Here is a 24374-nt window from a genome sequence, read left to right on the forward strand (position 1 = left end):
GGTGTTCAGGCAACCTGCACCTGATAACCCTCTTCACGAATCAGCTCGCTGACCTGCTGCGCCGTCAGCGAACTCTCGACCTGCACCACCCCACTGGCCAGATCAACCTGCACCTCGGCTGCCGAGTCGTCATTCTTGATCGCCTGGGTCACGGACTTGACGCAGTGGCCGCAGGTCATGCCTTGAACATTGAAACGTTGCATGTGCTACTCCTTCCATTCAGGTAATAAAGGGGACGATCGGCATCTTCATCCTTGCCATCGTGGCAAGGTCAAGTTTCTCTTTTAGCTGCCGGGCTGGCATTCGTCACGTTGCTGCGCCAAGCTGCATCTTTACGGTCTAAAGCAGGAGTATCAGCCATGCGCTGGTCAGCATTGCGCGTCGTCGGCATCCTCGGGTTATTGGTCAGCAGCGCCTGGGCACAGGCGGATCAGGATTACGGTGTCCTGATCATTTCCCGCGAGCGTCTGGAAGTACCGACCTCATGCGAAATCGGTATCTACATTCAGGATGAACTGGCCGCTCGCCTGTTCCAGGAACAGTCCACCTCGTTCAACCTGCCAGCCGGGGATATCTCGGTGCGTCTGCGTCTACTGCCGGGGCAGGCTCCGGGCTGCGGCCAGGGCCTTGAAGCGCAGCAACGCAGCGTGGTGCACATGAAGGCCGGCGATATCCAGAAATTCCGCATCGCCCAGAACCTCAATGGCCTGTACCTGAAACCGGCCTCATTGGGCTATTAAGCTGGCGGTATGAGAACCATTGTGGGACCGGCTTCAGCCGGGAAGAGGTCAGTACATCCGATACATCATGTGGCAGACGATAGAGATGTATCGATCATACCGACGCCTTCCCGGCTGAAGCCGGTCCCACAACTACCTGCCAATCGTAGAGAACTCGCTTGACCTTACCAGAATGGTAAGGTTGATCCTGTAGGTATCAAGCCTTCAGGGAGTACCCCCGCATGCTCAAGCCCGCCACTTTCGACCTGCCCATCAGCGGCATGACCTGCGCCAGTTGCGCAGGCCGGGTCGAACGCGCATTGAATAAAGTCCCCGGCGTCAAAAGCGTCAGCGTCAACCTGGCCAATGAACGTGCCCACGTCGAGACTCAGGGCTATGTCGATTCAACGCTACTGATCGGTGCGGTGGAAAAGGCCGGTTACGGCGCCACCTTGCTGCAGGACGCCAAGACCAGCGCCGACGATCAGCACCGGCGCCTCACCCACGAACGCTACGCCCTGATCCTCGCCTTGCTGCTGGCCGTACCGCTGGTCATTCCAATGCTGCTGCAGCCTTTCGGCCTGCACTGGATGCTGCCGTCCTGGCTGCAGTTTTCTCTGGCGACGCCTGTGCAATTCATCCTTGGCGCGCGCTTCTATGTCGCTGCGTGGAAGGCGGTGCGCGCAGGCGAAGGCAATATGGACCTGCTGGTCGCCCTCGGCACCAGCGCCGGTTACGGCCTGAGCCTATACGAGTGGGCCATGGCCGCGCCGGGCAGCATGCCTCATCTGTATTTCGAAGCCTCGGCGGTGGTCATCGCCCTGGTTCTGCTGGGCAAATACCTGGAAAGCCGGGCCAAACGCCAGACCGCCAGCGCCATCCGCGCCCTCGAAGCCTTGCGCCCGGAACGGGCCATTCAGGTGATCGACGGCCAGGAACACGACGTCGCCATCAGCGCCCTGCGCCTCAATGATCTGGTGCTGGTCAAACCCGGCGAACGCTTCCCGGTGGACGGCGAAGTGGTGGATGGCCAGAGCCATGCCGATGAAGCCTTGATCAGTGGCGAAAGCCTGCCCGTGCCCAAACTGCCCGGCGACAAGGTCACCGGCGGCGCTATCAATGGCGAAGGTCGTCTGCTGGTCAGGACTCTGGCCTTAGGCGCCGAAACCGTGCTGGCGCGGATCATTCGTCTGGTCGAGGATGCCCAGGCGGGCAAGGCGCCGATCCAGAAGCTTGTGGATAAAGTCAGCCAGGTGTTCGTGCCGACCGTACTGGTGCTGGCGCTGATCACCCTGATCGGCTGGCTGACGGTTGGCGCCTCTCTGGAGAGCGCGATCATCAATGCGGTGGCCGTACTGGTCATCGCCTGCCCTTGCGCACTGGGTCTGGCGACGCCGACCGCGATCATGGCCGGGACCGGCGTTGCCGCCAAATTCGGCATTCTGATCAAAGACGCCGAGGCCCTGGAACGCGCCCACGAAGTCACGGCCGTGGTATTCGACAAGACCGGCACCCTGACCTCGGGCACTGCGCGCATCGCCCATTTCGCTGCGCTGGATGGTGAAGAAAACCTGCTCCTGCAACTGGCAGGAGCCCTGCAAAGCGGCAGCGAGCATCCCTTGGCCAAGGCGGTACTGGATGCCTGCAAGGAACGCCAACTGCCACTGGCCAGGGTGCAAAACAGTCAGGCCCTGGTCGGACGCGGTATCGCAGGCTCGGTGAACGGGCGCTCGCTGGCGTTGGGCAATCGACGGATGCTGGACGAAAGCGGTCTGACCATGGCCTCACTGGCCGACTCGGCGAAAACCTGGGAAGCAGAAGGCCGCACCCTGTCCTGGCTGATCGAGCAAGGCAGCGAGCCCCGTGTGCTTGGGCTGTTTGCCTTTGGCGACACGCTCAAGCCCGGCGCTGCCGAAGCGGTCAGGCAACTGACCGAGCGAAATATCAGCAGCCATCTGCTCACCGGCGACAATCAGGGCAGTGCCCGCGTCGTCGCGCAAGCCTTGGGCATTGAAGACGTGCACGCCGAGGTGTTGCCCGCCGACAAGTCCGCCGCAGTACTGGCCCTCAAGGCCAATAACGTCGTGGCCATGGTCGGCGATGGCATCAACGATGCCCCTGCACTGGCCGCCGCCGATATCGGCATCGCCATGGGCGGCGGCACCGACGTGGCCATGCACGCAGCGGGGATCACCCTGATGCGCGGCGATCCACGGCTGATCCCGGCGGCGCTGGATATCAGCCGACGCACCTATGCCAAGATCCGCCAGAACCTGTTCTGGGCCTTCGTCTATAACCTGATCGGTATTCCCCTGGCAGCCTTTGGTTTTCTCAATCCGGTCTTGGCAGGAGCCGCGATGGCCCTGTCCAGCGTCAGCGTGGTGAGCAATGCCCTGCTGCTCAAGACCTGGAAGCCCGCAGATCAAGGAGAACTGTCATGAATATCGGCCAAGCAGCAAAAAGCAGTGGCCTGAGCGCCAAGATGATCCGCTACTACGAGTCTACCGGGCTGTTGCAACCGGCTCATCGCACAGACAGCGGCTATCGCCTGTACGGCGCCGATGACCTGCACACCCTGGCGTTCATCAAACGCTCGCGTGACCTGGGCTTTTCATTGGAGGAAGTCGGCAAGCTGCTGGCCCTGTGGCAAGACCGCCAGCGCGCCAGTGCCGATGTCAAAGCTTTGGCCCGGGAACATATCGTCGAGCTGAACCTGAAGATCAGCGAACTGGCCGCATTGCGTGACACCTTGCAGGATCTGGTCGAGCATTGTCACGGCGATCACCGACCGGACTGCCCGATCCTCAAGGATCTGGCGTCGGGTGGGTGTTGTTCATAGAGCGATGGTATTTCACGTGGGACCGGCTTTAGCCGGGAAGCCCATCGGGCAGACGACAGACGTGTATCGTTCATGCCGACGCCTTCCCGGCTAAAGCCGGTCCCACAGGATCATTTACCATCACTGGAATTACTGGTCCCGGCACTCGAACCGCCCTTGGTCGATGGCCCTGTGCTGGTACTGCCATCAGTGCCGCTATTGGTCATGCCTTTGGTGCCGGGTGTTGAAGTCTTGGGTGCGGGGGTCGAGCCGTCGGTGTTCTGGCCCATGCTCGAGCTGCCCGAACGCGGGCCGTTGGTGTCTACCGGGTCGGTGGGGCCAGTGGAGTCGGCCGCATGAACACTGGCAGCAGCCAGCAGGCCAGCAAGGGTCAGGGCAGTCAGTTTGGTCTTGATCATGATGTGCATCCTCTTGATGGAGTCGATACACATTGGTCCGGGCGCCTGCTCGAGAGGTGCCGCCAGACCGACGAACGGTCATCACGCCGATTAATGAAAACCCGGCGTGATGACGGTGAAGATCACTGCATCCAGGGCGGAGGCGGTTCTTCGGCCATTTTATTGGCGGGCTCGTCGTCGGCAGCACGAGCGGCCTGACGGCGCTCTTCGTCGCGGCGCGCCGCTTCGATTTCCCGCAATACGCCACCGACATCGGCAGTCTCTTCCGGATCATCGAACAGGCCGGTCAGGACAGTCGTCGGCGACAGCGTCCCGGCCTCGAAGAACGCCCACATTTCCTTGGCGTACCGCGTGGCCTTCAACTCCGGCGCAAAGCGACCGAAGTAAGACGCCATGTTGCCGACGTCACGCTCCAGCATGGTAAACGCATGGTTGTTACCCGCCGCGTCCACTGCCTGGGGCAGGTCGATGATCACCGGCCCGCTCGGGGCCAGCAGCACGTTGAACTCGGACAAGTCACCGTGCACCAAACCGGCACACAGCATCAGCACGATCTGCTGGATCAGGAACGCGTGATATTCCCGGGCCTGATCCGGCTCCAGCACCACGTCATTCAGACGCGGCGCGGCATCGCCGTCTTCATCGGCAATCATCTCCATTAGCAATACGCCTTCAAGGAAGTCGTACGGCTTGGGCACCCGTACACCGGCACCGGCCAGGCGGAACAACGCCGCGACCTCGGCGTTCTGCCAGGCATCTTCGGTCTCTTTGCGACCAAATTTGGACCCCTTGGCCATGGCCCGGGCCTGCCGGCTGTTACGGACCTTGCGGCCTTCCTGATACTCCGACGCCTGACGGAAACTACGTTTGTTCGCCTCCTTGTAAACCTTGGCGCACCGCAGCTCTTTACCGCAGCGCACCACATAAACAGCTGCCTCTTTACCGCTCATGAGCGGGCGCAGCACCTCGTCAACCAGACCGTCCTCGATCAGGGGTTCAATGCGTTTAGGAGTCTTCATCAGCTTTTATTGTGGGTCCTTCGTTGCCAAACACGCGATCGTTGCTCGTTATACGGCAATCCAATGCCAGCGAGTAGTGGTTGATTATCGATCAGCCCGGATTACGTCAGTAAAGTCACTGTAACAACCTATAAAGCAGCTTTCGTGCCCATTCATGACACTTCATTGGCGAAACAACTCGCCGGGGGTATAGCCAAACAAGCCTTTGAAAGCGACGATAAACGCCGAGGTGGAATCGTAACCGCAGCTCAGCGCCGTGTTAGTGACGCTCTCGCCATTTTCCAGGGCGCCCAGCGACGACAACAATCGCGCCCGTTGCCGCCAGCCGCGAAAGCTCAGACCGGTTTCGCGCTGAAAAAGTCGCATCAGGGTTTTTTCCGACATACCCAGGCGTTCGGCCCAGTCCTGCAGGTTGATGCGCATGCCGGGGCTTTCGATCAGTTCGTTGCACAGGCCGAGCAAGCGCGCATGGCGCGGCAGCGGCAGGGAGAAACCGACCTGGGGCAGGCGCGCCAGTTGATCGAGCAGCACCTGCACCAGTCGCGCTTCATGGCTGTCGCCCAGCGGGTAATCGACCGGCAGCAGGCAGAAGGTCTTGATCAGCTCACGGGCCAGGGGCGTGACTTCCAGCACCTGACAGCCCGGCGCGGCCCAGGCGGCGTCTTCTTCGCGCACATACAGGCTGCGCATCTCGGCTTGCATTGAGGTGACCACCTGGTGCTCCAGCCCCGGCGGAATCCATACGCCCCACTGCGGCGGCGCAAAAAAACTGCCCTCGGCGGTGTGTACGCCCAGTACCCCACTGATCGCGTAGGAAAACTGCCCCCAATCGTGGCGATGCGGCGGCGTCCACGAGCCGATCCCCAGGCTTTCGGCTCGGGCATACAGCGGGCGCGGCAGCTCGCTGAGGGCCGGGATTTGCCGTTCTGCACCGGCACGCCGCAAGTCAGGTTGTCCGTTAGTCGGCATCGCTTGGCCTTATGTCGCAAGACGGAAATCGTCAGACAGGTTAGCCTGTGGACACCTTTCTTTACAAACAAGCACCCGGTCTTTCTATGCAAGCACTCAAACACCTCAAGCGCGTCGTCACAGACTGGTTCCTCTGCGGCATGCTGCTGGCAACCGTGCTGGCGTACTTCTTCCCCGGCTTCGGCGCCAGCGGCGGCGGCATGCATGCCGAATACGTGATCAATGGCGGGGTGTTCCTGGTGTTCTTCCTGCACGGGGTCAATCTGTCCAGCGAACAAATCAGTCACGGTCTGAAGAACTGGCGCCTGCACATCATGGTCCAGAGCTTCACTTTTGCAGTGTTCCCGTTGATCTGGCTGGCCTGCGACAAGTTGTTCGGCAATCAGATTCCAGCGCTGTTGATGCTCGGCTTCCTCTACCTGTGTGCCCTGCCCTCGACCATTTCTTCGTCCGTGGCCCTGACCGGCAGCGCAGGCGGCAACGTGCCCGCGGCGATTCTCAATGCCAGCCTGTCCAGCGTCTTCGGCATCTTTATCACGCCATGGCTGTGCAGCCTGGTGGTGGGCACCGGCGCGGGCGGTATAGACCTGGGCTCAACGCTGCTCGACCTGTGCGGCATGCTGCTGCTGCCTCTGGTGCTGGGGCAGCTGCTGCGGCCGCTGCTGGGCAAGTTCTTCGCCCGGCACAAGCGCTACACCAATATCATCGACAAGGTAGTGATCCTGCTGCTGGTTTACGCGGCGTTCTGCAACTCGATGGTGTCAGGCATGTGGCAGACCCAGGGCAATAGCGTGATCCTCACCGCGTTTATCGGCAGCGCGATCCTGCTTGCCGTGATCCTGTTCATGACCACCCGCACCGCCGGCGCCCTGCATTTCAATCATGCCGACAGCGTTGCTGCGGTGTTCTGCGCCAGCAAGAAATCCCTCGCGGCCGGGGCGCCCATGGCGGCGCTGATCTTCGGCAATAACCCGGGGCTGGGCCTGATCCTGCTGCCGATCATGATCTACCACCCGATGCAGTTGATCGTCTGCTCGGTGATGGCGGAAAACTATGCAGCGCGGCATAAGCGCCAGTTGTCCGCAGTTGCACTGGAAGAAGCGCGCGCAGCCTGATTGACTGCATATATGTGGGACCGGCTTCAGCCGGGAATGCGTCTTCCCGGCTAAAGCCGGTCCCACATTTTTATGCCGCGCCAGCCCCACCTCAATCGATCACGTTGAACTCCACCCGCGCCGTCTGCCCGCTTTCGTCGAGCACGCTCAACTGATAGCGACCGAGGCGGTTGAGCGTCGGGCTGAAGAAGTCCTGGTTGGCGGTATCGGCCATGGGGCTGCCGTCGATAAACCACCAGCGCCGACCGCTGCCGCCCAAGGCGGATAACTTCAGGCGCAGGGCCTGGCGGCTGCCCACCGGCAGGCGCAGGTTATCGCCATCACGCACGCCGACAATTACCAATGGCGCCGCCAGCCCCAATGCCTGTGGCGGGCAGTCCGGGTCGTTGGCGGGCAAGCGGGCATCGCGGCGTTCGCCACGCGGTAGCCAAGGCTCCAGCGCCGACGGCCACAGAGCAACGTCACGTAATTGTGCACCGGGGCAATCCGAGGCCACGCGCAGGCCCTTTTCATTGATCCAGACCTTCTCTTCAAGGCCCAGACCCAAGGGTTGTTCGGGCGGCATCAGGGTCGGCGGCGTAGTGCCGTCCAAGGTCCAGGCGAAGCGCTGACGACGGCAGTTGGGGTCGGTCTTGCTCATAGTCTGCCCCAACGGCCAGCAGATCGCCGCGACACCGACGTTCATCGGCATCGGCTGGATCGGCGCGAGAATATTGCGCTGACTGTCGCGGTTCACCAGTACATCGTGAACCTGCATCATCAACGGCGCCGCCGAGGCCAGGCCGAACTGCCCCGGCACCGGCGTGCCGTCCGGTCGACCGATCCATACGCCGACGATAAAGCGCGGCCCGACGCCAATCGCCCAGGCATCGCGGAAACCATAACTGGTGCCGGTCTTCCAGGCCAGTTGTGGGCGCTGTACCAGGTCGGCGTGGGTGTCCAGATCCGGACGCGACTGGCCGCTGAGAATCCGCCGAATGATCCACGCCGCGCCCGGCGACATCATCGGCCGATCACGCAGGGGATCATCCGGCTGCAGGCGGATGTCGGCGCTGCGCCCGCCACGGGCAAAGGCGCTGTAGCCGCCGACCAGATCCTCCAGACGACTGCCGCCGCCACCGAGGATCAACGCCAGGCTCGGCTGCGCCAACGGCGGCAGGGTCAGGGGCACGCCGCCAGTGCGCAGTTCACCGGCAAAGCGTTTCGGCCCGTAGGCTTCCAACAGTTGCACGGCGGGCAGGTTGAGGGACTGGGACAACGCCGCACTGGCCGCCACCGGCCCGCTGAAGCCCGCCGAGAAGTTGCCGGGGCGATAGTCGCCGAAACGTCGGGGCACGTCCTGCAACAGCGACTCGGAGTGGATCAGCCCGGCATCCATGGCCTTGCCATAAAGGAATGGCTTGAGGGTCGAGCCGGGTGAACGCAGGGCGCTGACCATGTCGACATGGCCGAAGCGTTTGACGTCGTTGATATCCACCGAGCCGACATAGGCGCGCACCGCCATATTCTCTGCCTCGACCACCAGAATCGCCGCCGATGTGCGCTCCGGCAGACGCGCGCGCCAGCCGAGGATCAGGTCTTCCATGCGCCGTTGCAGCACCGCATCCAGGGTGGTACGGATCAGGGTCGGGCTGCGGGGTCGGTTCAGGCGTCGGGCCAGCAGCGGCGCCAGACTCGGCTCCTGACGCGGCGCCAGCAGCAACGGCTCCTCCAAGGCATCGTCGACCGCCTCTTGCGGCCACACCTTGAACTCGGCCAGACGCTTGAGCACCTTGTCCCGTGCCGCCTGGGCCAGCTTGGGGTGACGGTCAGGACGCAGGCGGCTCGGCGCCTGAGGCAATACCGCGAGCAACGCGGCTTCGGCACGGGTCATTTGCGCCGGGGACTTGCCCAGATACGCCCAACTGGCCGCAGCAACACCTTGCAGGGTGCCGCCAAACGGGGCGCGGTCGAGGTAGATGCCGAGAATCTCATCCTTGGACAGATGCCACTCCAACTGCAGGGTGCGCCACAGCTGGCGCAGCTTGCCGGGCAAGGTGCGGGCGTGCGGGTCGAGCAAGCGCGCCACCTGCATCGACAGCGTGCTGCCGCCGGACACCACCCGCGCACCGTGCATGTTCTGCCAGGTCGCCCGCAGCAGCGCCAGCGGGTTAACCCCCGGATGGCTGTAGAACCAGCGATCCTCGTAGGTCAGCAACGCTTCAAGATAATAGGGCGAGACCTGATCGCGGCTGACCGGATAGCGCCATACGCCATTGGCATCGGCAAAGCGCCATAACGGCGTGCCATCCTCAGCCAGCACCACTCGCGCCAGATCGTCCTTGGGCAGCGGCAGCGGCCAGATACGGTCGGCCAGCCATAACAGGGCAATCAGCAGCAAAAGGCCGAGCACGGCCCGACGCAGCAATAGGGTCAGGCCCTGGTGCCAGGTCTTCGGTTCAAGGCGCCGGCCCCATAAACGACGAGCAAAACGACGCACCAACGGCAGTCCGCGCACAACAAATCCGCGAATCAACACACAGAACCTCTATGCTCCACGGAACTCGTGATGGCACGTGATAGCCAAAGCCTGGAGACTCGCTTTTTCATGACACTGATCAGGACGCACATATGCAGGTAGAAGGCTTTTTCGAAGGGCTTGGCCAGGCCATCGGTGCGGTGATCCGCTTCGTGGTCGATGGGCTGGATTGGTTGTTCAATGGGTTCACCCATGCCGGCAGCAACTTTATCGAGGGCCTGTCCCGGACTCTGGGCATGGACACCTCACTGATCAGCATCGGCGCGCTGATCATCGGCTTGATTCTGCTCTATTCGGCCATCCGCGCGTTCATGCGCGCCTCGATCATCATGGGCATCATCTGGCTGGCACTGGGGTTGTGGGTCATGAGTTGGGTGGTGCATTGATACTGTAGATAAACGACTGTGGGAGCGAGGCTTGCCCGCGAAGAGGATTTGTCCGACGCAAAAGATGTATCGGATGTACCGACCTCTTCGCGGGCAAGCCTCGCTCCAACAAATCAACCGATCCCACATCATGCGGGATCGATCATCGCTTCAGACTACTTAGCCTTGACCACCAACTGCGGCGGCGTCGCACCCAGTGCCTGCCAGTTCGGCCGGTACATGGACTCCACCTGCGGTGGCGGCACGCGGTAGACGCCCGGCGTCACCGCACGGGCCAGGTAGACCAGGTTCACCGTGGTGCTGCCGTTCAAGTCCAGGGCTGCGACATAACGGTCGCCACGGTATTCCTGGTGCTTGATGTTGGCGTTCTCCATCGACTCGCGCCAGTTCTTCACCGACTCGCTGGCGTCTTCCAGGCTGGCCGAACTCTGCGCCAGGTTCTGGTTTTCCAGCTCAAGACCGGCCGGCAACAGGTCAACCACCAAGGCATCCGGCACCCGCTCCTTGGCACGAATCGCGGTATGGATCAGCACCAGCTGACCGCTCTTGAGCGCATTGAGGTTCAGCGGCTGGCCATCGACGCTCAGGTACTCGCGGCTGATTTCCAGGTTCTCGCCGCCAGGCGCTGGCGCCTGCACTGGATAGCCGGAAATGGTCATCTGCTGATAGAGCGTGTCGCCGCCCTGATTCTGCAGGGTCATCGGCGCCGCCAGGCTGTCGCCGTCGAGCTTGACCGCTGTCTGATTGTTGCTCAGATCGAAGCTCTGCGCGCCGCTGACCAGTTTCGCCGCCCAAGCCTTCTCAGGCTTGTTCAGCAAGTCACGACCGGCGAGGAACAGCGCGTTGCTTTCCTGAGTGGAGAGATAACGGTTGGCCGCCACCTCGTCCGCCAGGGCAAACAGACGGTCGTCGCGTTTGTCTGCAGCCAGGTTGTTTTCATTGAGCAGGGCCAGGATCAGCGCCTGATCACGCAAGGAACTGCCGTAGTCGGCCAGCCACTCGCCGGATTTGCGCTGTACGGCAAGCCCTGCCAACAGCGCCTGATCGGCACGCGGCTTGTCACCCATCTTGTCCAGAGCAATCGACAGCTGCACCAGTGGCAGGCCGGAGCGTGCGTCGGTACGACGGTCGAACAGGCTGCGCAGGGCACCCAGCGGCGCCTGCTGGCTACGCGACAGGACCAGCGCGGCGTAGGCCTGCACGGCGAAACGACTGTGCTCGACGTTACGGCTGTAGTTGATCTGCACCTGATTGGCGTCCTGCAGGTAACGCAGCAGGCGTTCGTTGGCTTTCTTCAGGGAATCCGGCGGCACGGCATAACCCTGATCACGGGCACGCATGAGGAAGTCGGTGACGTATGCGGTCAGCCAGTATTCCTCTTCGCTGTCAGAACCCCACAGGCCGAAGCTGCCGTTGCTGCGCTGCATGCCCAGCAGGCGTTCGATGCCCAGTTCGACCTTGCGCTTGCGCTCGTTATCCGGCTCGCCCTTGATGCCCAGACGCTTGAGGGTCGCGGCATCGGCATACAGGGACGGATACAGACCACTGGCGGTCTGCTCCAGGCAACCGTACGGATAGGCTTTCAGGGCACGGATCTGCTCGCCCAGGTTCAGTGGCGGACGGCTGGAAACCGAGAACATCGCCTCGCGACCGGCCGGTTCGAACACATCCAGGGCACCGTCGGGCAGGCTCCAGACATCATCCTTGAGCGCAGCGCGGTAGTGCTTGAGCATCGCCGGATACGCCGGACGCACGCCGATTTTCCATTCGCGGTTGAACGGTGGCAGTGTCTCGCCCGGCAGAACCAGACCTTCCACCAGCACCTTGACCGAACCCTGGCCGAAACCGCCCAGGGCCTGCACCGGCACCTTCAAGGTGGTGCGCTGGCCTTTGTTCAATTGCACGACGCGGGACTGGTTGCCGTTGGGAATGGCCAACTGGCCTTCGGCGCTGACGCTCACCACGAGTTTCTGCGCCTTGTCCGTCAGGTTCGACAGGTCCAGGGCGACGGAGGTCTGGTCGCCACCAGCAAGGAAGCGCGGTGCCGACAGCTCGGCCACAATCGGCGCGGCAATCACGGTCTTGCCTTCGGCCACGCCGAAGTGATCACCGGTCCAGGCCTGGGCCATGATCCGCACTTCACCGTTGAAGTCCGGAATGTCGACGCTGACTTCGCCTTCACCCTGCTCATTGAGGGTTACCGGCAAGGCCTGTTGAGCAACGATGGTCACGCTGGTGTCGGGCTTTTTACCGCCCTTGGCCAGCGCAGCGTCACCACCGAAAGCCAGGGTCGCAATGCGGTTGCGACCGGCTTCGATCAGTTGACCGTAGACGTCCAGTTGGTCGACGCCGTATTCCTTGCGGCCGAACATGGCGTTGAACGGGTCCGGCGTCGGATAGCTGGTGATATTGAGAATGCCCACGTCCACGGCCGAAACCAGTACATGCACGTCTTTCGGGATGCTGCCATCGGCGTTCTTCGCCGCCACCTTGATTTTCAGCGGCTGCTTGGGACGCATTTTCCCAGGTGCGGTAACGCTCACCGCCAGTTTGCGCTGATCGCGGTCCAACGGCAGGTGCAGCAGGCCCACGGCGCGTTTCGGCGTGACATTGGCTTTGCGCTCGCCCGGACGAATCACCAGTGCGCTGACGTAGAGGTCATGACGGGCCCACTTCTTGTCCAGCGGAATATCGTAGGTCTTGCCTTCGGCAGGCACGTCGATTTCCTGCCACCACAACGGGCCTTCGCTCGACTCGATCAGCAGGTAACCCTTGCCCGCGGCAGGCGGGGTGACGGTGACCTTGGCAGTGTCGCCATCGGCATAAGACTTCTTGTCCAGTGCCAGCTTGACCTGATCGGGGCGCACAGCGCCGCCGTCGGTGTTGTCCTGCCAGCGGTAGCCGGCCCAGAAGCGCAGGCTGCTGACCAGACCAGTCTGCGGGTCTTCCACTTCGACGCGGTATGGGCCCCATTCGACCGGGAAGCTGACCTTGACGGTGGAGTCTTTCTTGATCGAAACGGTTTGCTCATCGAGGTTCAGGTACTTCTCGTTGTAGTGATAGCTCCAGCCATCGCTCTCCGAGTAGTTCCAGTAGTAGTCGCGACGCTCACGTACCAGGCGCACCTTGACGTTGTCGGCAGCCAGCTTGTTACCGGCGGCGTCGGCCACCAGCACTTCAAACTCGGCCGGGCCGTCGCCATCGGTCTGGGCTTCGCCCTTGGCCGAACCGGAGTAATCGTCGTCATCATCAGCGCTCTTGCCGAACAGCGGACGCAGGCCCGGCAGTTGCTCGGCCGGCCATACCGGCTGCACCACACGACGGGTGACCGGACGGCCACCGGACTCTTGCAGGCTGGCTTGCAGAATCAGTTGCAGCGGCGACTTGGCCTTGCCCCAGGTGCTTTCCAGGGACAGTTCCAGCTCACCGTTGGCATCCAGAGTGCTGGCGTCGATCTCCAGGTCCTGCTTGAGGTCTTCCTCGGTGATCGAACCGAACTGATAGCCCGGCAGGCTGGCTACGGCTTCACGCAGCGGACGCAGGTACAGCTGGCCAGTCAGGGTATTGCCCGAGGCCGGGGCGCCGTAGAGGTAGCGACCCTTGATTTCGAAAACCGGAGAATCAGCAGGTGCTACCGGGGTATCGCTGCCCTTGATGTCCAGAGCCATGCGTTCAGGGAGGAAGTCCTCGACCTTGAACTCATAGATTTGCGGCTTGCCGTCACCCAGGTCGAACACCAACTGCCAGCGGCCGGTCGGCGATTCGTCGGCCAGTTGCAGCTGATACTGATAGAAGCCCGACTTGTCGGCTTCCCAGACGAACTTGCGGCTGACCTGATCATCCGGGCGGCGCACTTCGACGGTGATTGGCTGCGGCTTCACATCACGGCCATCGTTGTCACGCAGCAGACCGTTGAGCAGCACGGTTTCGCCGGGGCGATAGAGGTCGCGCGGGCCGAAGATAAAGAATTGCAGCGGATGGGATTGCGGGCCGGTGATATCAAACTCGGCCAGGTCCAGCGCCGAACCATCTAGGCGCTGCATGGTGGTCTGGTCACCGGTATGGGCCAGGATCAGCGCGGTGTTGGCGACAACGGGCAGTTGTGCATGACCGGTGCTGTCGGTCTTGGCCTGACCAACCACGGCACCGGCGTTGTTGTAAAGATCGACGTCAACGCCGCTCATGGCCTTGCCGCCTTCCAGCGCCTGGGTGAAGACGTCCAGGCGATTGGCATAGCGGTGCACCGACATACCGATATCACTGAGGGTGAACAGGGTCGCCGGATAGGTATAGGTATAACCACCGGCCACGCGCATCACCGCCAGGTAAACGCCCGGCTCTTGCAGGGGCTTGATCCCGCCGATGGGCAGCAGCACGGTTTCGCGGGTATTGCGCGCCGGCTTGAGGTCGAAGCGGCCGCTGTAGACCAGCTCGGCCATGGTCAGCAGGTCTTCGGAGGCGTAGCTGGAAATGCTCGACGAGCCTTCCCACTGATTGAGGAACGCTGGCAGCTCGTCCGACTTGATGCGGAAAAACTCGACTTCAACTTTGTCGACGTTCAGCGCAATCACCGGCAGGCCTTCGGCCAGACGGGTCGGCAGCAGGCTGCCACGGCTGGCAAAGCCTACGGTGGCTTGCAGGTCCTTGGTTTCCAGGCGGCTGATGTACTCGGCGGCCAGCTTGGACTTGTTCACCGAGACCAGCCCGGCATCAACGGTCAGCACCAGTTTGCGCTGGGGCTCCAGATGACGCAGGCGTAGCTCCATGAGGTTATCCGACAGCTCCCAGGCACCGTCGACCTTGCCGTCCTTGCTGTCCACCAGATGCAGCTTCTCGGCGAATTTCTGCTCCGGATCCAGAGGCGCGGAGAAACTCACCGACAGGGTGCTGGCGCCGTCGACCTGAATTTCCGAAACATCGATCACACTCAACTCGCGGCCGGCATAACGCTTGGCCAGCGCTGGCAGATCGACCGCGGGCTTGGGTTTGCTCGCCGTAGCGACCGTTGCCTGAGTGTTCGGCGTCGCAGCAGCAGCGGGTTTATCGGGGGTGGAGGAATCGCAGGCACTGAGCAGCGCAAGCGCGCAAGCCAGAAACAATCCTTTGTTGAACATGGGGCACTCAATTGGCAACGGGTTGGGGAGGGTGCTGACTATATAGCAGTCATTGGCCCACATGGCAGGGACCAAGCGATAGGACAGCGGGAATGAGACTTTGTTCTCAGGCTGAATGATGGCGTTTTGCCTGCTCTCTCAACCCCTAAAACGCTTGCGGGAGCAGATTTTTATAGCCTTTTAAAGGCTGCGTCGGGTGCTGCGAATCATCGCTCACTATATTGACTTTTGAATTGTAAATCATGCTGTATCGACATTGACCGGTGCTTCAAAACTTTAACTTTATACCATTTATCAATAATCTCTATCGCGAAACGCAATATAACATCTCAACTTATTGTTTTTACGACCAAAAGATAGTGCTCCTCTTGCCCGCTGCTTTTGACCCGTAGCTTTACACCAACTACCATCAACTTACCAGCAATAAAAATAGAGCCGGTGAACTTCATGAAAAAAAATAAATCATCCGAATACCAACCCACTAACTCAACCCCCGAACCAGACCCAAGTTTCGGCACCGGAGGCATAGTCTATATACCCAACCCGATGAAACCACCATTAATGCTTGACGCCCTCTACGTGGTAGCAGCCCCGAACACAAGCACAAACCAACTTATATATGTTGTCTGTTGGAACGCAAGTTTAGACGCACTTTTCTATCTCGTCCGCTTGTTAGAGAACGGTGAAATTGACAGAAGCTTTGGCGACAATGGGTACGCCACCATTCCCACGATTCTCACAACTCCGGCACGACTGAGAGAGTTGATCTTTTTCAGTGGCAGTGGCGCCATAACCGGCATTTCAGAAATACTTTTCACTAATAGTTGGTGGGTGCCAGGCGCGACCCGCTTCAAACCCTCAGGTTCGCTCGATAGGAGTTTTTCATTTAGTGGCTATAGACATTTCCCGCCACCTTGGCTGCTCAAATCAGACAAAGCAACGACCAATAACGAAAAAGCTGACGTTGACAATACACCATGGCTTAACTTCAGAGTGCTTGTAGAAGCCAATATCACACCGCAATTGAATATCCAGCCGAATGGGAAAATGTTGTTCCTTGCCCGTTATAGACAGTACCCTAACGGCTACGGGGCAGGCGTTTACCAGGCCAGGATCCACCTGGACGGCATGCCCGACGAAACGTTTGGTCAAAACGGCTTTGTTAAAATCGAAGACCCGGCGGATCCAGACTTCTTAATAGATGCTCGAATTTACGATATTGATAGACGTGGAGGAATGGTGGTTTTCGCTGATCGTCGTGATACCGGCATAGTGCTCAGGTATGACGCCGAAGGAAGCCTTGATCAAAGCTTTGGTAACGGCGGAATTGTAGTGATAGATGACTCGGTTCTGGGTGGCAGAGCCATCGCTATAAAAGCGGTGGACGATGGGGCGATACTCATTGTCTTCCAATTTGATGGTTTGAAAGAAGATCCTCCCTATCCCTATTTCTATCCCGCTGTCATAAAACTCCTGCGCGATGGCCGCCGTGACCCCACCTTCAATAACGGTGATCCACTAAAGTTAGATGATATTGCCCCCGATGCCAGACTTATGGCCGTCGGCATGACTCTGGATGCTGGAAACCGAATCATGCTATCGGGCTATGTAGACGATGGACCAATGAATAACCGTGGCTTTTTGGCAAGACTTCTGCCCAATGGAACACGCGATGCTGACTTCGGTGTCAATGGACTCGCCATTCGCCAGGACATGCTCCGCTTTTCCCCTGCCTCTATCCAGAATGGTACAAAGATACTGTTGACCACAGGGTTGCCAGGCGACCAATCAGTCGCGAGATTTATCGCCTGACCCGTTTTTCACCAGGGGCTGCTGTGTCGGCGAGGCACACGGCTACAATGCCCGCCTTTCAAGGGGCCCCCACTTGTCCAACCTGCTCAACGACTGGCAGCACCGCCTCACCCACCACCGGGTCTGGGCACTGGCTGCGCCGATGATTCTGTCGAATATCTCCGTGCCCCTGGTGGCGCTGGTCGACAGCAGTGTGATCGGCCATCTGCCCCATGCCCATCAGCTCGGTGCCGTGGCGGTGGGTTCGACGCTGTATACGTTCCTGGCCTGGGCCATGGGTTTTCTGCGCATGGGCACCACCGGCTTTGCCGCCCAGGCGGCCGGACGCAGTGATGGCGCGGCGTTGCGGCAGATACTGGTGCAGGGCTTGTTGCTGTCGCTATTGCTGGCGTTTTTCCTGGCAGCGATTGCCCTGCCCTTCAGCCATCTGGCGTTGGCGATGATGCAGCCTTCGGCGGATCTCAATCAGCTGACTCAGGACTTCTTCCATACCCGCCTGCTCGGCCTGCCCGCGACCCTGGCCAGTTATGCTCTGGTGGGCTGGTTCCTTGGTTTGCAGAATGCCCGAGCGCCGTTGGCGATTCTGCTGGCGACCAACCTGAGCAATATCGCCCTCAACCTGTGGTTCGTGCTCGGCCTGGATTGGGGCGTGGTCGGCGCGGCGCGGGCCTCGGTAATGGCCGAATGGTTCGGGGCGCTATTGGGCCTGGCGCTGACCCGCAAGGGCCTGCTGGCCTATCCCGGCCAGGTTTGCTGGGTGGCGTTGCAACGCTGGAACAATTGGCGACCGCTGCTGACGGTCAATCGCGATATCTTCATTCGCAGCCTGGCCCTGCAATCGGTGTTCTTCCTGATCACCGTACAGGGTGCGCGATTGGGCGATGCGACGGTGGCGGCCAATGCCCTGCTACTCAACGGCCTGCTGCTGACCGCCCACGCCCTGGATGGCCTGGCCCATGCCGTGGAAGCCCTGTGCGGCCATGCCATTGGCGCGCGAGACCGCACGGCCCTACGTCGTGCCCTCACAGTGGCGGGGGGCTGGTCGCTCATCTGTAGCGTCGCCTTTGCTTTGCTGTTCCTGTTTGCCGGGCACGGGTTTATCGCCATGCAGACCGATATTGCCGAGGTGCGCACGATCGCCTTCGAATACCTGCCGTACCTGGCAGCGCTGCCATTGGTGGCGGTCTGGAGCTACCTGCTCGATGGCCTGTTCATCGGTGCCACCCGCGCCCGGGAAATGCGCAATGCCATGCTGCTCAGCGTGCTGCTGATCGCGCCGGTGGCGTGGTTGGCCCAGGGCATGGGCAATCACGCGCTGTGGCTGAGTTTCATGCTGTTCATGGTGTTGCGCAGTGTCAGCCTGGGAGTAATTGCGTGGCGGTTGAATCGCAGTGGCGGATGGTTTTCGAATTGAATGGGCAATTTTCATCGAACGTACTGGCTGGCTCCCGGCTGAAGCCGGTCCTGCAGAACACCGTATTTTTCGCAGGAGCGGCTAGCCGCGAGGCGATTTATCGGGCTCGTACGAAAGATCCAGCGCAGGTGCAGTCAACCTCAGGGAGCGGCGATCCAGTTCCACAGTGCTGCCGCCCACGCGAAATAGCAGTTGGCAGCCCTCCTCGAAACTGACTTTCAGGTCGTCATTGATCTGCAGGCAGCGCTCGTCCCCAAGCAGCCGCGGCGCATCAAGCCAGACCTCAAGGCCCTCTCCGGCCTCAATCGGCGCAGGCAATTCAGCAACCGGCACGGACATTGGCCCAGTCGGCATACGACCGGTGATCAAAGGCCGATCCGCGTCCCCTTCAAGAAAGCTCACCACCACAAGCGCACCCACGCGCCAAGGCCCTCGCCCTTGCAGATGATCCGCCACCGGCAGCCAGCATTCATGGCCCTGGCACGCCCATTCGAACTGCACTCGCACCCGCCCGTCAGTGTCGGCAACGGCGTCAACCACCCGCGCCCGCTGCATATCCAGCAGTCGCTCCGGACGCGGCGCCTCATGTGTGCGAAAGCCGACTTCCCAAGGCGCTGCCTGCCACTGATTGCGATAGTGGCTAGAACCCTGATGTCGCACCTCGGTTACCAGCCATAAATGATTCCACGCCTGCTGCGGGTGCCCGGTCAGGGGCAGCAACTGCCCCGCCCCCAGGAACGGCAGAGTGCTTTCGCCTTCAGCAACTTGCTGCAGGCGCGAACCCGGGGTTTGGGCCTGCTCATGGCTGACGGCAAAACGCCGCACGCCGTCGACGCCTGGCAGACTCTGGAACGGCGCTTCGGGGGCCCGGCGAAAGCTGCGCAGGCCATCACCGAACACCAGTACGTGGTCCCGCCGCGAATGGCGAAAATGATAGTGAATGCCCTCCTCGGCACACAGCCGCTGAAGCAACTGCAGATCGGTTTCGCGGTACTGCGCGCAGTATCGACGCGGCTGGCATTCGGTCTTGAGGTCGAAGCGATAATGGTCTTTGCGGATGCCATGCTCCAGCAACAGGCGGCGGATGATCTCCAGCGCCGTGCAGTCCTGAAAAACGCGTTGATTGTGCCGCTGCGCCAGACAAGCCATGCGCGGCCCGAGGGTCAGCCGATAACAGGCAGGGCCGGGCAGAAAATGACGGCGCTCGACACCTTGAACCTGCCCGTGGAAACCGCCCTTGCCGTTGCCGAATGCCAGGTAGGCCATCTGGTACATCAGGCCGCGCATATCCAGTGAGTTATCACGGCATGTAACGTCCACTTCAAAGACAAAGGGCTGGCTGATCGCTTCGAAGCCGGTGAATGACTGCACGGTGAATGCAACAGGTGCGCGGACGATGCGCAGTTTGAAGGCAGGAGTAGGCATGACAGGTTCCTCTGACGGGCCGGAAATTCTGGCCGAGAAACCTGGGGGAGTAGAGGGGGGAAAAGCAGATTCGGAAGTTGCCTACGCAACATGCAGAAATCGGCGTAGGACCGGTGGGACCGGCTTTAGCCGGGAAGACAATCGTACAGACGGCAAAGATGCATCGACTCTAGCGTCCTCTTCCCGGCTGAAGCCGGTCCCACAGTATTTTGCTTACGAAGACAAGTACGAAGACCGCGTCAGCCCTAACCGCAAGGCATCGAGGAAGTACGTGCGCTCACGGGCAGTGATCTTGGCGCTGGCGACCTTGTCACGGTAGTGAGTCATCAACTCCTCCGGCGACAAGTGCACATAGCGCAGCATGTCTTCGATGGTGTCGTGGGTCTCGATACCGGCGTGGTACACGCTGCCGTCCGGGTTCTGGTAGATGTTCACCGAGTCGGTGTCGCCGAACAGGTTGTGCATGTCGCCGAGAATTTCCTGATAGGCGCCGACCAGGAAGATCCCCAGCAGGTAGTCCTCGCCGTCTTTCAGGGCATGCACCGGCATGCTGGTCTCGATACTCTGCTCGTCGACGTATTGCTTGATCTTGCCGTCGGAGTCGCAGGTCAGGTCTTGCAGCACGGCGCGGCGCACCGGCTCTTCGTCCAGGCGATGCAGCGGAATGATCGGCAGGACCTGGCCGATGGCCCAGGTATCGGGCAGGCTCTGGAATACCGAAAAGTTGCAGATGTACTTGTCGGCCAGTTTGTCGTTGAGTTCGTCCAGTACCTGGCGATGGGAGCGCTGGCGTGCCTTCAGCGAGTTGTGCAGGCGACGGCACACGGCGAAGTAGCACTGCTCGCCCAGGGCTTTCTGCGCCAGGCTGATCTTGCCTTCGGAGTACTGGGTAGCGATGTCGCTCATGTAGTGCGTGGCGCGCCAGTAGGTCTCGGTAACCATTTCGATATCGGTCGGACCGAGCAGGTCCACCAGCCATTGCACGGTTTCCGGCAGGCTTTCCTTGTCGTCGATCACCGGCACTTCGTCGTTGTGACGCTCGACGTCAGTGACCTGCACCACCAGCATGGCGTGGTGCGCGGTCAGGGAGCGACCGCTTTCCGAGAAGATGTTCGGATGCGGCAGGCCTTGGGCGTCGCAGAATTCCTTGAGCATGCCAACCACGACACCGGCGTAATCGTCCATGTCGTAGTTGATCGAGCTGGCGTTACGCGAGTGGGTGCCGTCGTAGTCGACCCCCAGGCCGCCGCCGACGTCGATGTGATCCACCGGCAGACCGAGGTTGCGCAGCTCTCCGTAGTAACGGATCGCTTCACGGAAACCGTGCTGGTAATCCGCAAGATTGGCGATCTGCGAACCCATGTGGAAGTGCAGCAAGCGGATGCCTTGATCCAGGCCAGCCTTGCGGAAGCGCTCGACCACGGACAGCAGTTGCGCCGCCGACAGGCCGAACTTGGACTTCTCACCACCGGTGTCGGCCCACTTGCTCGAGGCCAGGGAGGACAGGCGCACGCGCAGGCCAATCTGCGGCGCGACCTTGAGTTCGGCGGCTTCCTCGATAACCAGCTCAACTTCGGATTCTTTCTCGATCACGATAAAGACGTTGTGACCCAGCTTCTGGCCCATAAGCGCCAGGCGGATGAACTCGCGGTCCTTGTAACCGTTGCAGACGATGGTGCCGCCCTTGGGCGCCAGGGCCAGCACGGCCATCAGCTCGGGCTTGGAACCGGCTTCCAGGCCGATGGAAACGTCTTGGGTGGCGATGATGTTCTCGATCACCGCTTCCTGCTGGTTAACCTTGATCGGATACAGCGCGGTGTATTTGCTCTGGTATTCCAGGCGCGCGATGTTGCTGTCGAAGGCACCGGTCAGTTGGCGGACGCGGTCCTGCAGGATATCGGGGAAACGAACCAACAGCGGCAAGGACAAGCCGCTCTTGCGCAGGTTTTCCACTTGCGCGTAGAGGTCGATGGGTTTGCTGTTCGGCCCGTTGGGGCGGACTTCAACCCGACCGGCGTCGCTGATTGCAAAATAACCGGCGCCCCAATGACGAATCCCATAAACACTGCGGCTGTCCGCAGCTGTCCATTGACTGCCATCGTCTTTGCGTGTGCGTCGTACGGACATCGAAGTCCCCTATAAAGAAGTCAGATAGCCCCAGCCGTGACCGGGCTGGGCGCAGTGTAAAGAGTGCAAATGACGGTTTGGTGCCAGAACCCTGTGGTCAGTAGACCCAAGGGATAGCACAGAGTTTGCGCAAAATCCCGCAAGCGCTCAGCCGCCGGACTTTTTCGCCTTGAACCCCTGCTTGACCAGCTCAGCCAGCAGCAGCTCGACATGATCGCCCTGAATCTCGATTACCCCGTCCTTGAGTGAACCACCGGTGCCGCAGCGCTGCTTGAGCGTCTTGGCCAGGTCCTTGAGCCCGTCTTCGGGTAAAGGCACGCCAGTTATGGTCGTTACGGTCTTGCCACCACGACCCTTGCTCTCGCGGCGCACACGGGCGATGCCATCCCCTTCGGGAATCAGGCTTTGCTTGCAGGTGCAGGCGTCGACGGGCTGACGACAGTCAGGGCAATGCCTGCCTGCGTCGGTGGAAAACACCAGACCGCCCAGGGCGGCAAAGGATGCGGCTTTCTTGGCCACGGGAAATCCTCTTGTTGAGGACTGAAGATTGGCCGGTGAACACCGACCGCGAAGCCCCACTCAGGCAGGGGCAGCGCAACTGGGCCGGCGAACCGGCCCAGCGTGAAAAGGCCGCGCAGTGTAACGGCAAATTTCCCTGTTGCTAAGCGTCAAATTGCGCCAAATCAATCAACTTTTGCGACTTGCGCCAAATAACGCTTCAGGGCAGCCAGGGAGTCCGGGCAATAGGGCATTTCGTGGGTCTGGCGCAGCACCTCGGCAACAGGCAGAAAGTGTGCTTCCAGCACCTCTTCCGGCTGGAGGACCAACGGCCCATCCCAGACGGCGGAAAACACCGCACACCACAGGCGATTGCCCGGCTGATCGAAGAAAAACCGCTCATGGTCGGACAACGGCACGCCGCTGACACCCAGTTCTTCTTCCAACTCCCGGGTCGCTGACTCGACATAGCTTTCATCGGCTTGAACCATGCCGCCCGCCGCCACATCCCAGTAGCCAGGGTAAATGGCCTTGCTCAAGGTGCGTCGATGCACACACAACTCGCCCGCCGAATTGAATAGCAGGATATAGGTGCCACGACCGATCAGGCCCTGCTCGCGCAGCTCTGAACGGCGCATGGCGCCCAGTAGCTGGTCCTGCTCGTCGGCCCAGGCGATCTGTTCGGCATCGGAAGCCGCGCGGTGCGCGACTTCATTGGAGGAAATGGACATCCATCAGCCCTGGGAGAGTAGTTGACGCAGGTCGATGATCGCCGCGTTGGCCCGGGAAATGTAGTTCGCCATGACCAGCGAGTGGTTGGCCAGCACGCCAAAGGCACCGCCGTTGAGCACCATCGGGCTCCACATCGGCTCCTGGGACGCTTCCAGTTCTCGAATGATCTGGCGCACGCTGACCGTGGCGTTCTTCTTCGCCAAGACATCGGCGAAATCCACTTCGATGGCGCGCAGCAGATGAGACAAGGCCCAGGCCTGGCCGCGGGCTTCGTAGAACACGTTATCGATCTGCAGCCACGGCGTCTCGACAATCTCTTCGTCAACCTGTGGCACTTCGCCCGGCTTGACGCTGACCAGGGTCTCGGTTTTCAGAGTGCTGTTGAGCTTGACCCGACCGACACTGGCCGAAAGCCGTTGCGACAGCGAACCCAGGCGCGTGCCGACGTCGCCCAACCAATTGTTCAGGTTGTCGGCGCGGGCGTAGAACAGGGCGTTCTTCTGATCCGGAGCGGACAGGCGTGCCTGGTAACGGCTCAGGGCAGCGATGCCTTCGCGATACTGCGATTCGCTGGAAGGCAGGATCCAGCTCTTGTTGTCGAAGTTGAACAGCGGCTCGGCACGGGCCAGATCGCTGTCTTCGGCCGACTGCGACTGGGAACGGGCGAAATCTTTACGCAGGGCACGGCTCAGGTCGCGCACCTGGACCAGCACGCCGTACTCCCAGCTTGGGATGTTATCGAGCCACAGGCCAGGCGGCATGCGGTCGTTGGACAGATAGCCGCCAGGCTTGTCGAGCAGGGTCTGGGCGACGGTCTTGAGGGTTTCGATGGTGGTAAAGCCGATCACCATCTGCCGGCCCTGACGCTCGGCGGCGGCCTGGGCGTTCTGCTGAACCGGGAACAACGCAGGCTCCTGGCTCCAGTACCAACCGATGGCGATGGTCACCAGCAGATAGATGCCGACCAGAGTCCCCACGGCGCGACTGAAAAACAGACCACCGAAGTACCCGCGTTCCTTGACCGGTGCGGTAGCAGCCGCAGGTTCACTTGCGCTGCCCGCGCGGTTCTTCCAATCCAGCATGGCGTTGTCCTTTCAATCCCGGAGCGTGAGTCGGTTGGACCGCAACCTTACAGCAAGGTGCCTTGTACAGGCACGCGATGCGCGAGGTTTTGTTCCCCAGGTGTCGCCCTTGGGACCGTGAAAGCCGTGGGAGCCGCTCTGATGGCGATCAAGTGTGCAGCGCTCGCAACGGCGTCAGTGACCGCACAGACACCATCGCCAGCAAGC

At 61.0% G+C, this 24374-nt stretch carries 18 protein-coding genes; 7 read left to right on the forward strand and 11 right to left on the reverse strand.

Annotated features, from left to right (window positions below; genetic code table 11):
- Positions 1 to 5 precede the first annotated feature (5 nt).
- Positions 6 to 203, reverse strand: a complete 198-nt coding sequence (locus tag AC1Z24_RS27955) for a heavy-metal-associated domain-containing protein (RefSeq protein WP_483743569.1) — start codon at positions 201 to 203, stop codon at positions 6 to 8.
- A 156-nt stretch (positions 204 to 359) separates the two neighbouring features.
- Here AC1Z24_RS27955 and AC1Z24_RS27960 point away from each other — a divergent pair, with 156 nt between their 5' ends.
- The 3 genes from AC1Z24_RS27960 (at position 360) to cueR (ending at position 3558) form a co-directional block, all read left to right on the forward strand.
- Entirely contained in the window at positions 360 to 740 is a 381-nt protein-coding gene (locus AC1Z24_RS27960) for a hypothetical protein (protein ID WP_483743570.1), read from the forward strand.
- A 221-nt stretch (positions 741 to 961) separates the two neighbouring features.
- Positions 962 to 3160: a heavy metal translocating P-type ATPase gene (locus AC1Z24_RS27965; protein WP_483743571.1), complete on the forward strand. Its 2199-nt coding sequence runs from the start codon at positions 962 to 964 to the stop codon at positions 3158 to 3160.
- Positions 3157 to 3558 (forward strand): Cu(I)-responsive transcriptional regulator, encoded by a 402-nt coding sequence (gene cueR, locus AC1Z24_RS27970; protein ID WP_483743572.1) that lies wholly within the window; start codon positions 3157 to 3159, stop codon positions 3556 to 3558. The genes AC1Z24_RS27965 and cueR overlap by 4 nt, the downstream gene beginning before the upstream one ends.
- A 110-nt stretch (positions 3559 to 3668) precedes the next feature.
- Here cueR and AC1Z24_RS27975 read toward each other — a convergent pair whose 3' ends face one another.
- The 3 genes from AC1Z24_RS27975 to AC1Z24_RS27985 form a co-directional block, all read right to left on the reverse strand.
- Positions 3669 to 3956 carry a hypothetical protein gene (locus tag AC1Z24_RS27975; RefSeq protein ID WP_259110952.1) on the reverse strand — a complete coding sequence of 96 codons (288 nt, stop codon included), beginning with the start codon at positions 3954 to 3956 and terminating at the stop codon, positions 3669 to 3671.
- A gap of 122 nt (positions 3957 to 4078) precedes the next feature.
- Positions 4079 to 4975, reverse strand: a complete 897-nt coding sequence (locus AC1Z24_RS27980) for a PA4780 family RIO1-like protein kinase (protein WP_483743573.1) — start codon at positions 4973 to 4975, stop codon at positions 4079 to 4081.
- A 162-nt stretch (positions 4976 to 5137) separates the two neighbouring features.
- Positions 5138 to 5944: an AraC family transcriptional regulator gene (locus tag AC1Z24_RS27985; protein ID WP_483743574.1), complete on the reverse strand. Its 807-nt coding sequence runs from the start codon at positions 5942 to 5944 to the stop codon at positions 5138 to 5140.
- 86 nt (positions 5945 to 6030) lie between these two features.
- Between AC1Z24_RS27985 and AC1Z24_RS27990 the strand changes: the two genes are divergently transcribed.
- Complete coding sequence (locus tag AC1Z24_RS27990; protein ID WP_483743575.1) at positions 6031 to 7059, forward strand: bile acid:sodium symporter family protein; 1029 nt, start codon at positions 6031 to 6033, stop codon at positions 7057 to 7059.
- Positions 7060 to 7150: 91 nt separating this feature from the next.
- On the opposite strand, the gene pbpC is transcribed toward AC1Z24_RS27990, so the two are convergent.
- Positions 7151 to 9475 (reverse strand): peptidoglycan glycosyltransferase PbpC, encoded by a 2325-nt coding sequence (gene pbpC, locus AC1Z24_RS27995; RefSeq protein WP_483746726.1) that lies wholly within the window; start codon positions 9473 to 9475, stop codon positions 7151 to 7153.
- A 194-nt stretch (positions 9476 to 9669) separates the two neighbouring features.
- Here pbpC and AC1Z24_RS28000 point away from each other — a divergent pair, with 194 nt between their 5' ends.
- Positions 9670 to 9963 (forward strand): hypothetical protein, encoded by a 294-nt coding sequence (locus tag AC1Z24_RS28000; protein WP_483743576.1) that lies wholly within the window; start codon positions 9670 to 9672, stop codon positions 9961 to 9963.
- Positions 9964 to 10118: 155 nt separating this feature from the next.
- On the opposite strand, the gene AC1Z24_RS28005 is transcribed toward AC1Z24_RS28000, so the two are convergent.
- Positions 10119 to 15077 carry an alpha-2-macroglobulin family protein gene (locus AC1Z24_RS28005; protein ID WP_483743577.1) on the reverse strand — a complete coding sequence of 1653 codons (4959 nt, stop codon included), beginning with the start codon at positions 15075 to 15077 and terminating at the stop codon, positions 10119 to 10121.
- Between the two features lie 447 nt (positions 15078 to 15524).
- Here AC1Z24_RS28005 and AC1Z24_RS28010 point away from each other — a divergent pair, with 447 nt between their 5' ends.
- Entirely contained in the window at positions 15525 to 16889 is a 1365-nt protein-coding gene (locus tag AC1Z24_RS28010; RefSeq protein WP_483743578.1) for an NHL repeat-containing protein, read from the forward strand.
- A gap of 73 nt (positions 16890 to 16962) precedes the next feature.
- Positions 16963 to 18303, forward strand: coding sequence for an MATE family efflux transporter (locus AC1Z24_RS28015; RefSeq protein ID WP_483743579.1), 1341 nt, complete (start codon positions 16963 to 16965; stop codon positions 18301 to 18303).
- An 81-nt stretch (positions 18304 to 18384) separates the two neighbouring features.
- Here the strand turns inward: AC1Z24_RS28015 and AC1Z24_RS28020 are convergent, their stop codons facing one another.
- From AC1Z24_RS28020 to AC1Z24_RS28040, 5 genes are all read right to left on the reverse strand, one after another.
- Positions 18385 to 19728 carry a contractile injection system protein, VgrG/Pvc8 family gene (locus tag AC1Z24_RS28020; RefSeq protein WP_483743580.1) on the reverse strand — a complete coding sequence of 448 codons (1344 nt, stop codon included), beginning with the start codon at positions 19726 to 19728 and terminating at the stop codon, positions 18385 to 18387.
- A 213-nt stretch (positions 19729 to 19941) separates the two neighbouring features.
- Positions 19942 to 21855, reverse strand: coding sequence for an arginine decarboxylase (speA, locus tag AC1Z24_RS28025; protein ID WP_259110937.1), 1914 nt, complete (start codon positions 21853 to 21855; stop codon positions 19942 to 19944).
- 147 nt (positions 21856 to 22002) lie between these two features.
- Positions 22003 to 22374, reverse strand: coding sequence for a translation initiation factor Sui1 (locus tag AC1Z24_RS28030; protein ID WP_413306557.1), 372 nt, complete (start codon positions 22372 to 22374; stop codon positions 22003 to 22005).
- 164 nt (positions 22375 to 22538) lie between these two features.
- Positions 22539 to 23084, reverse strand: a complete 546-nt coding sequence (locus AC1Z24_RS28035) for an NUDIX hydrolase (RefSeq protein WP_483743581.1) — start codon at positions 23082 to 23084, stop codon at positions 22539 to 22541.
- Between the two features lie 3 nt (positions 23085 to 23087).
- Positions 23088 to 24167: a DUF2333 family protein gene (locus AC1Z24_RS28040; RefSeq protein ID WP_483743582.1), complete on the reverse strand. Its 1080-nt coding sequence runs from the start codon at positions 24165 to 24167 to the stop codon at positions 23088 to 23090.
- Between the last annotated feature and the right edge of the window lie 207 nt (positions 24168 to 24374).

The sequence above is a fragment of the Pseudomonas sp. JL23 genome, assembly GCF_056933585.1.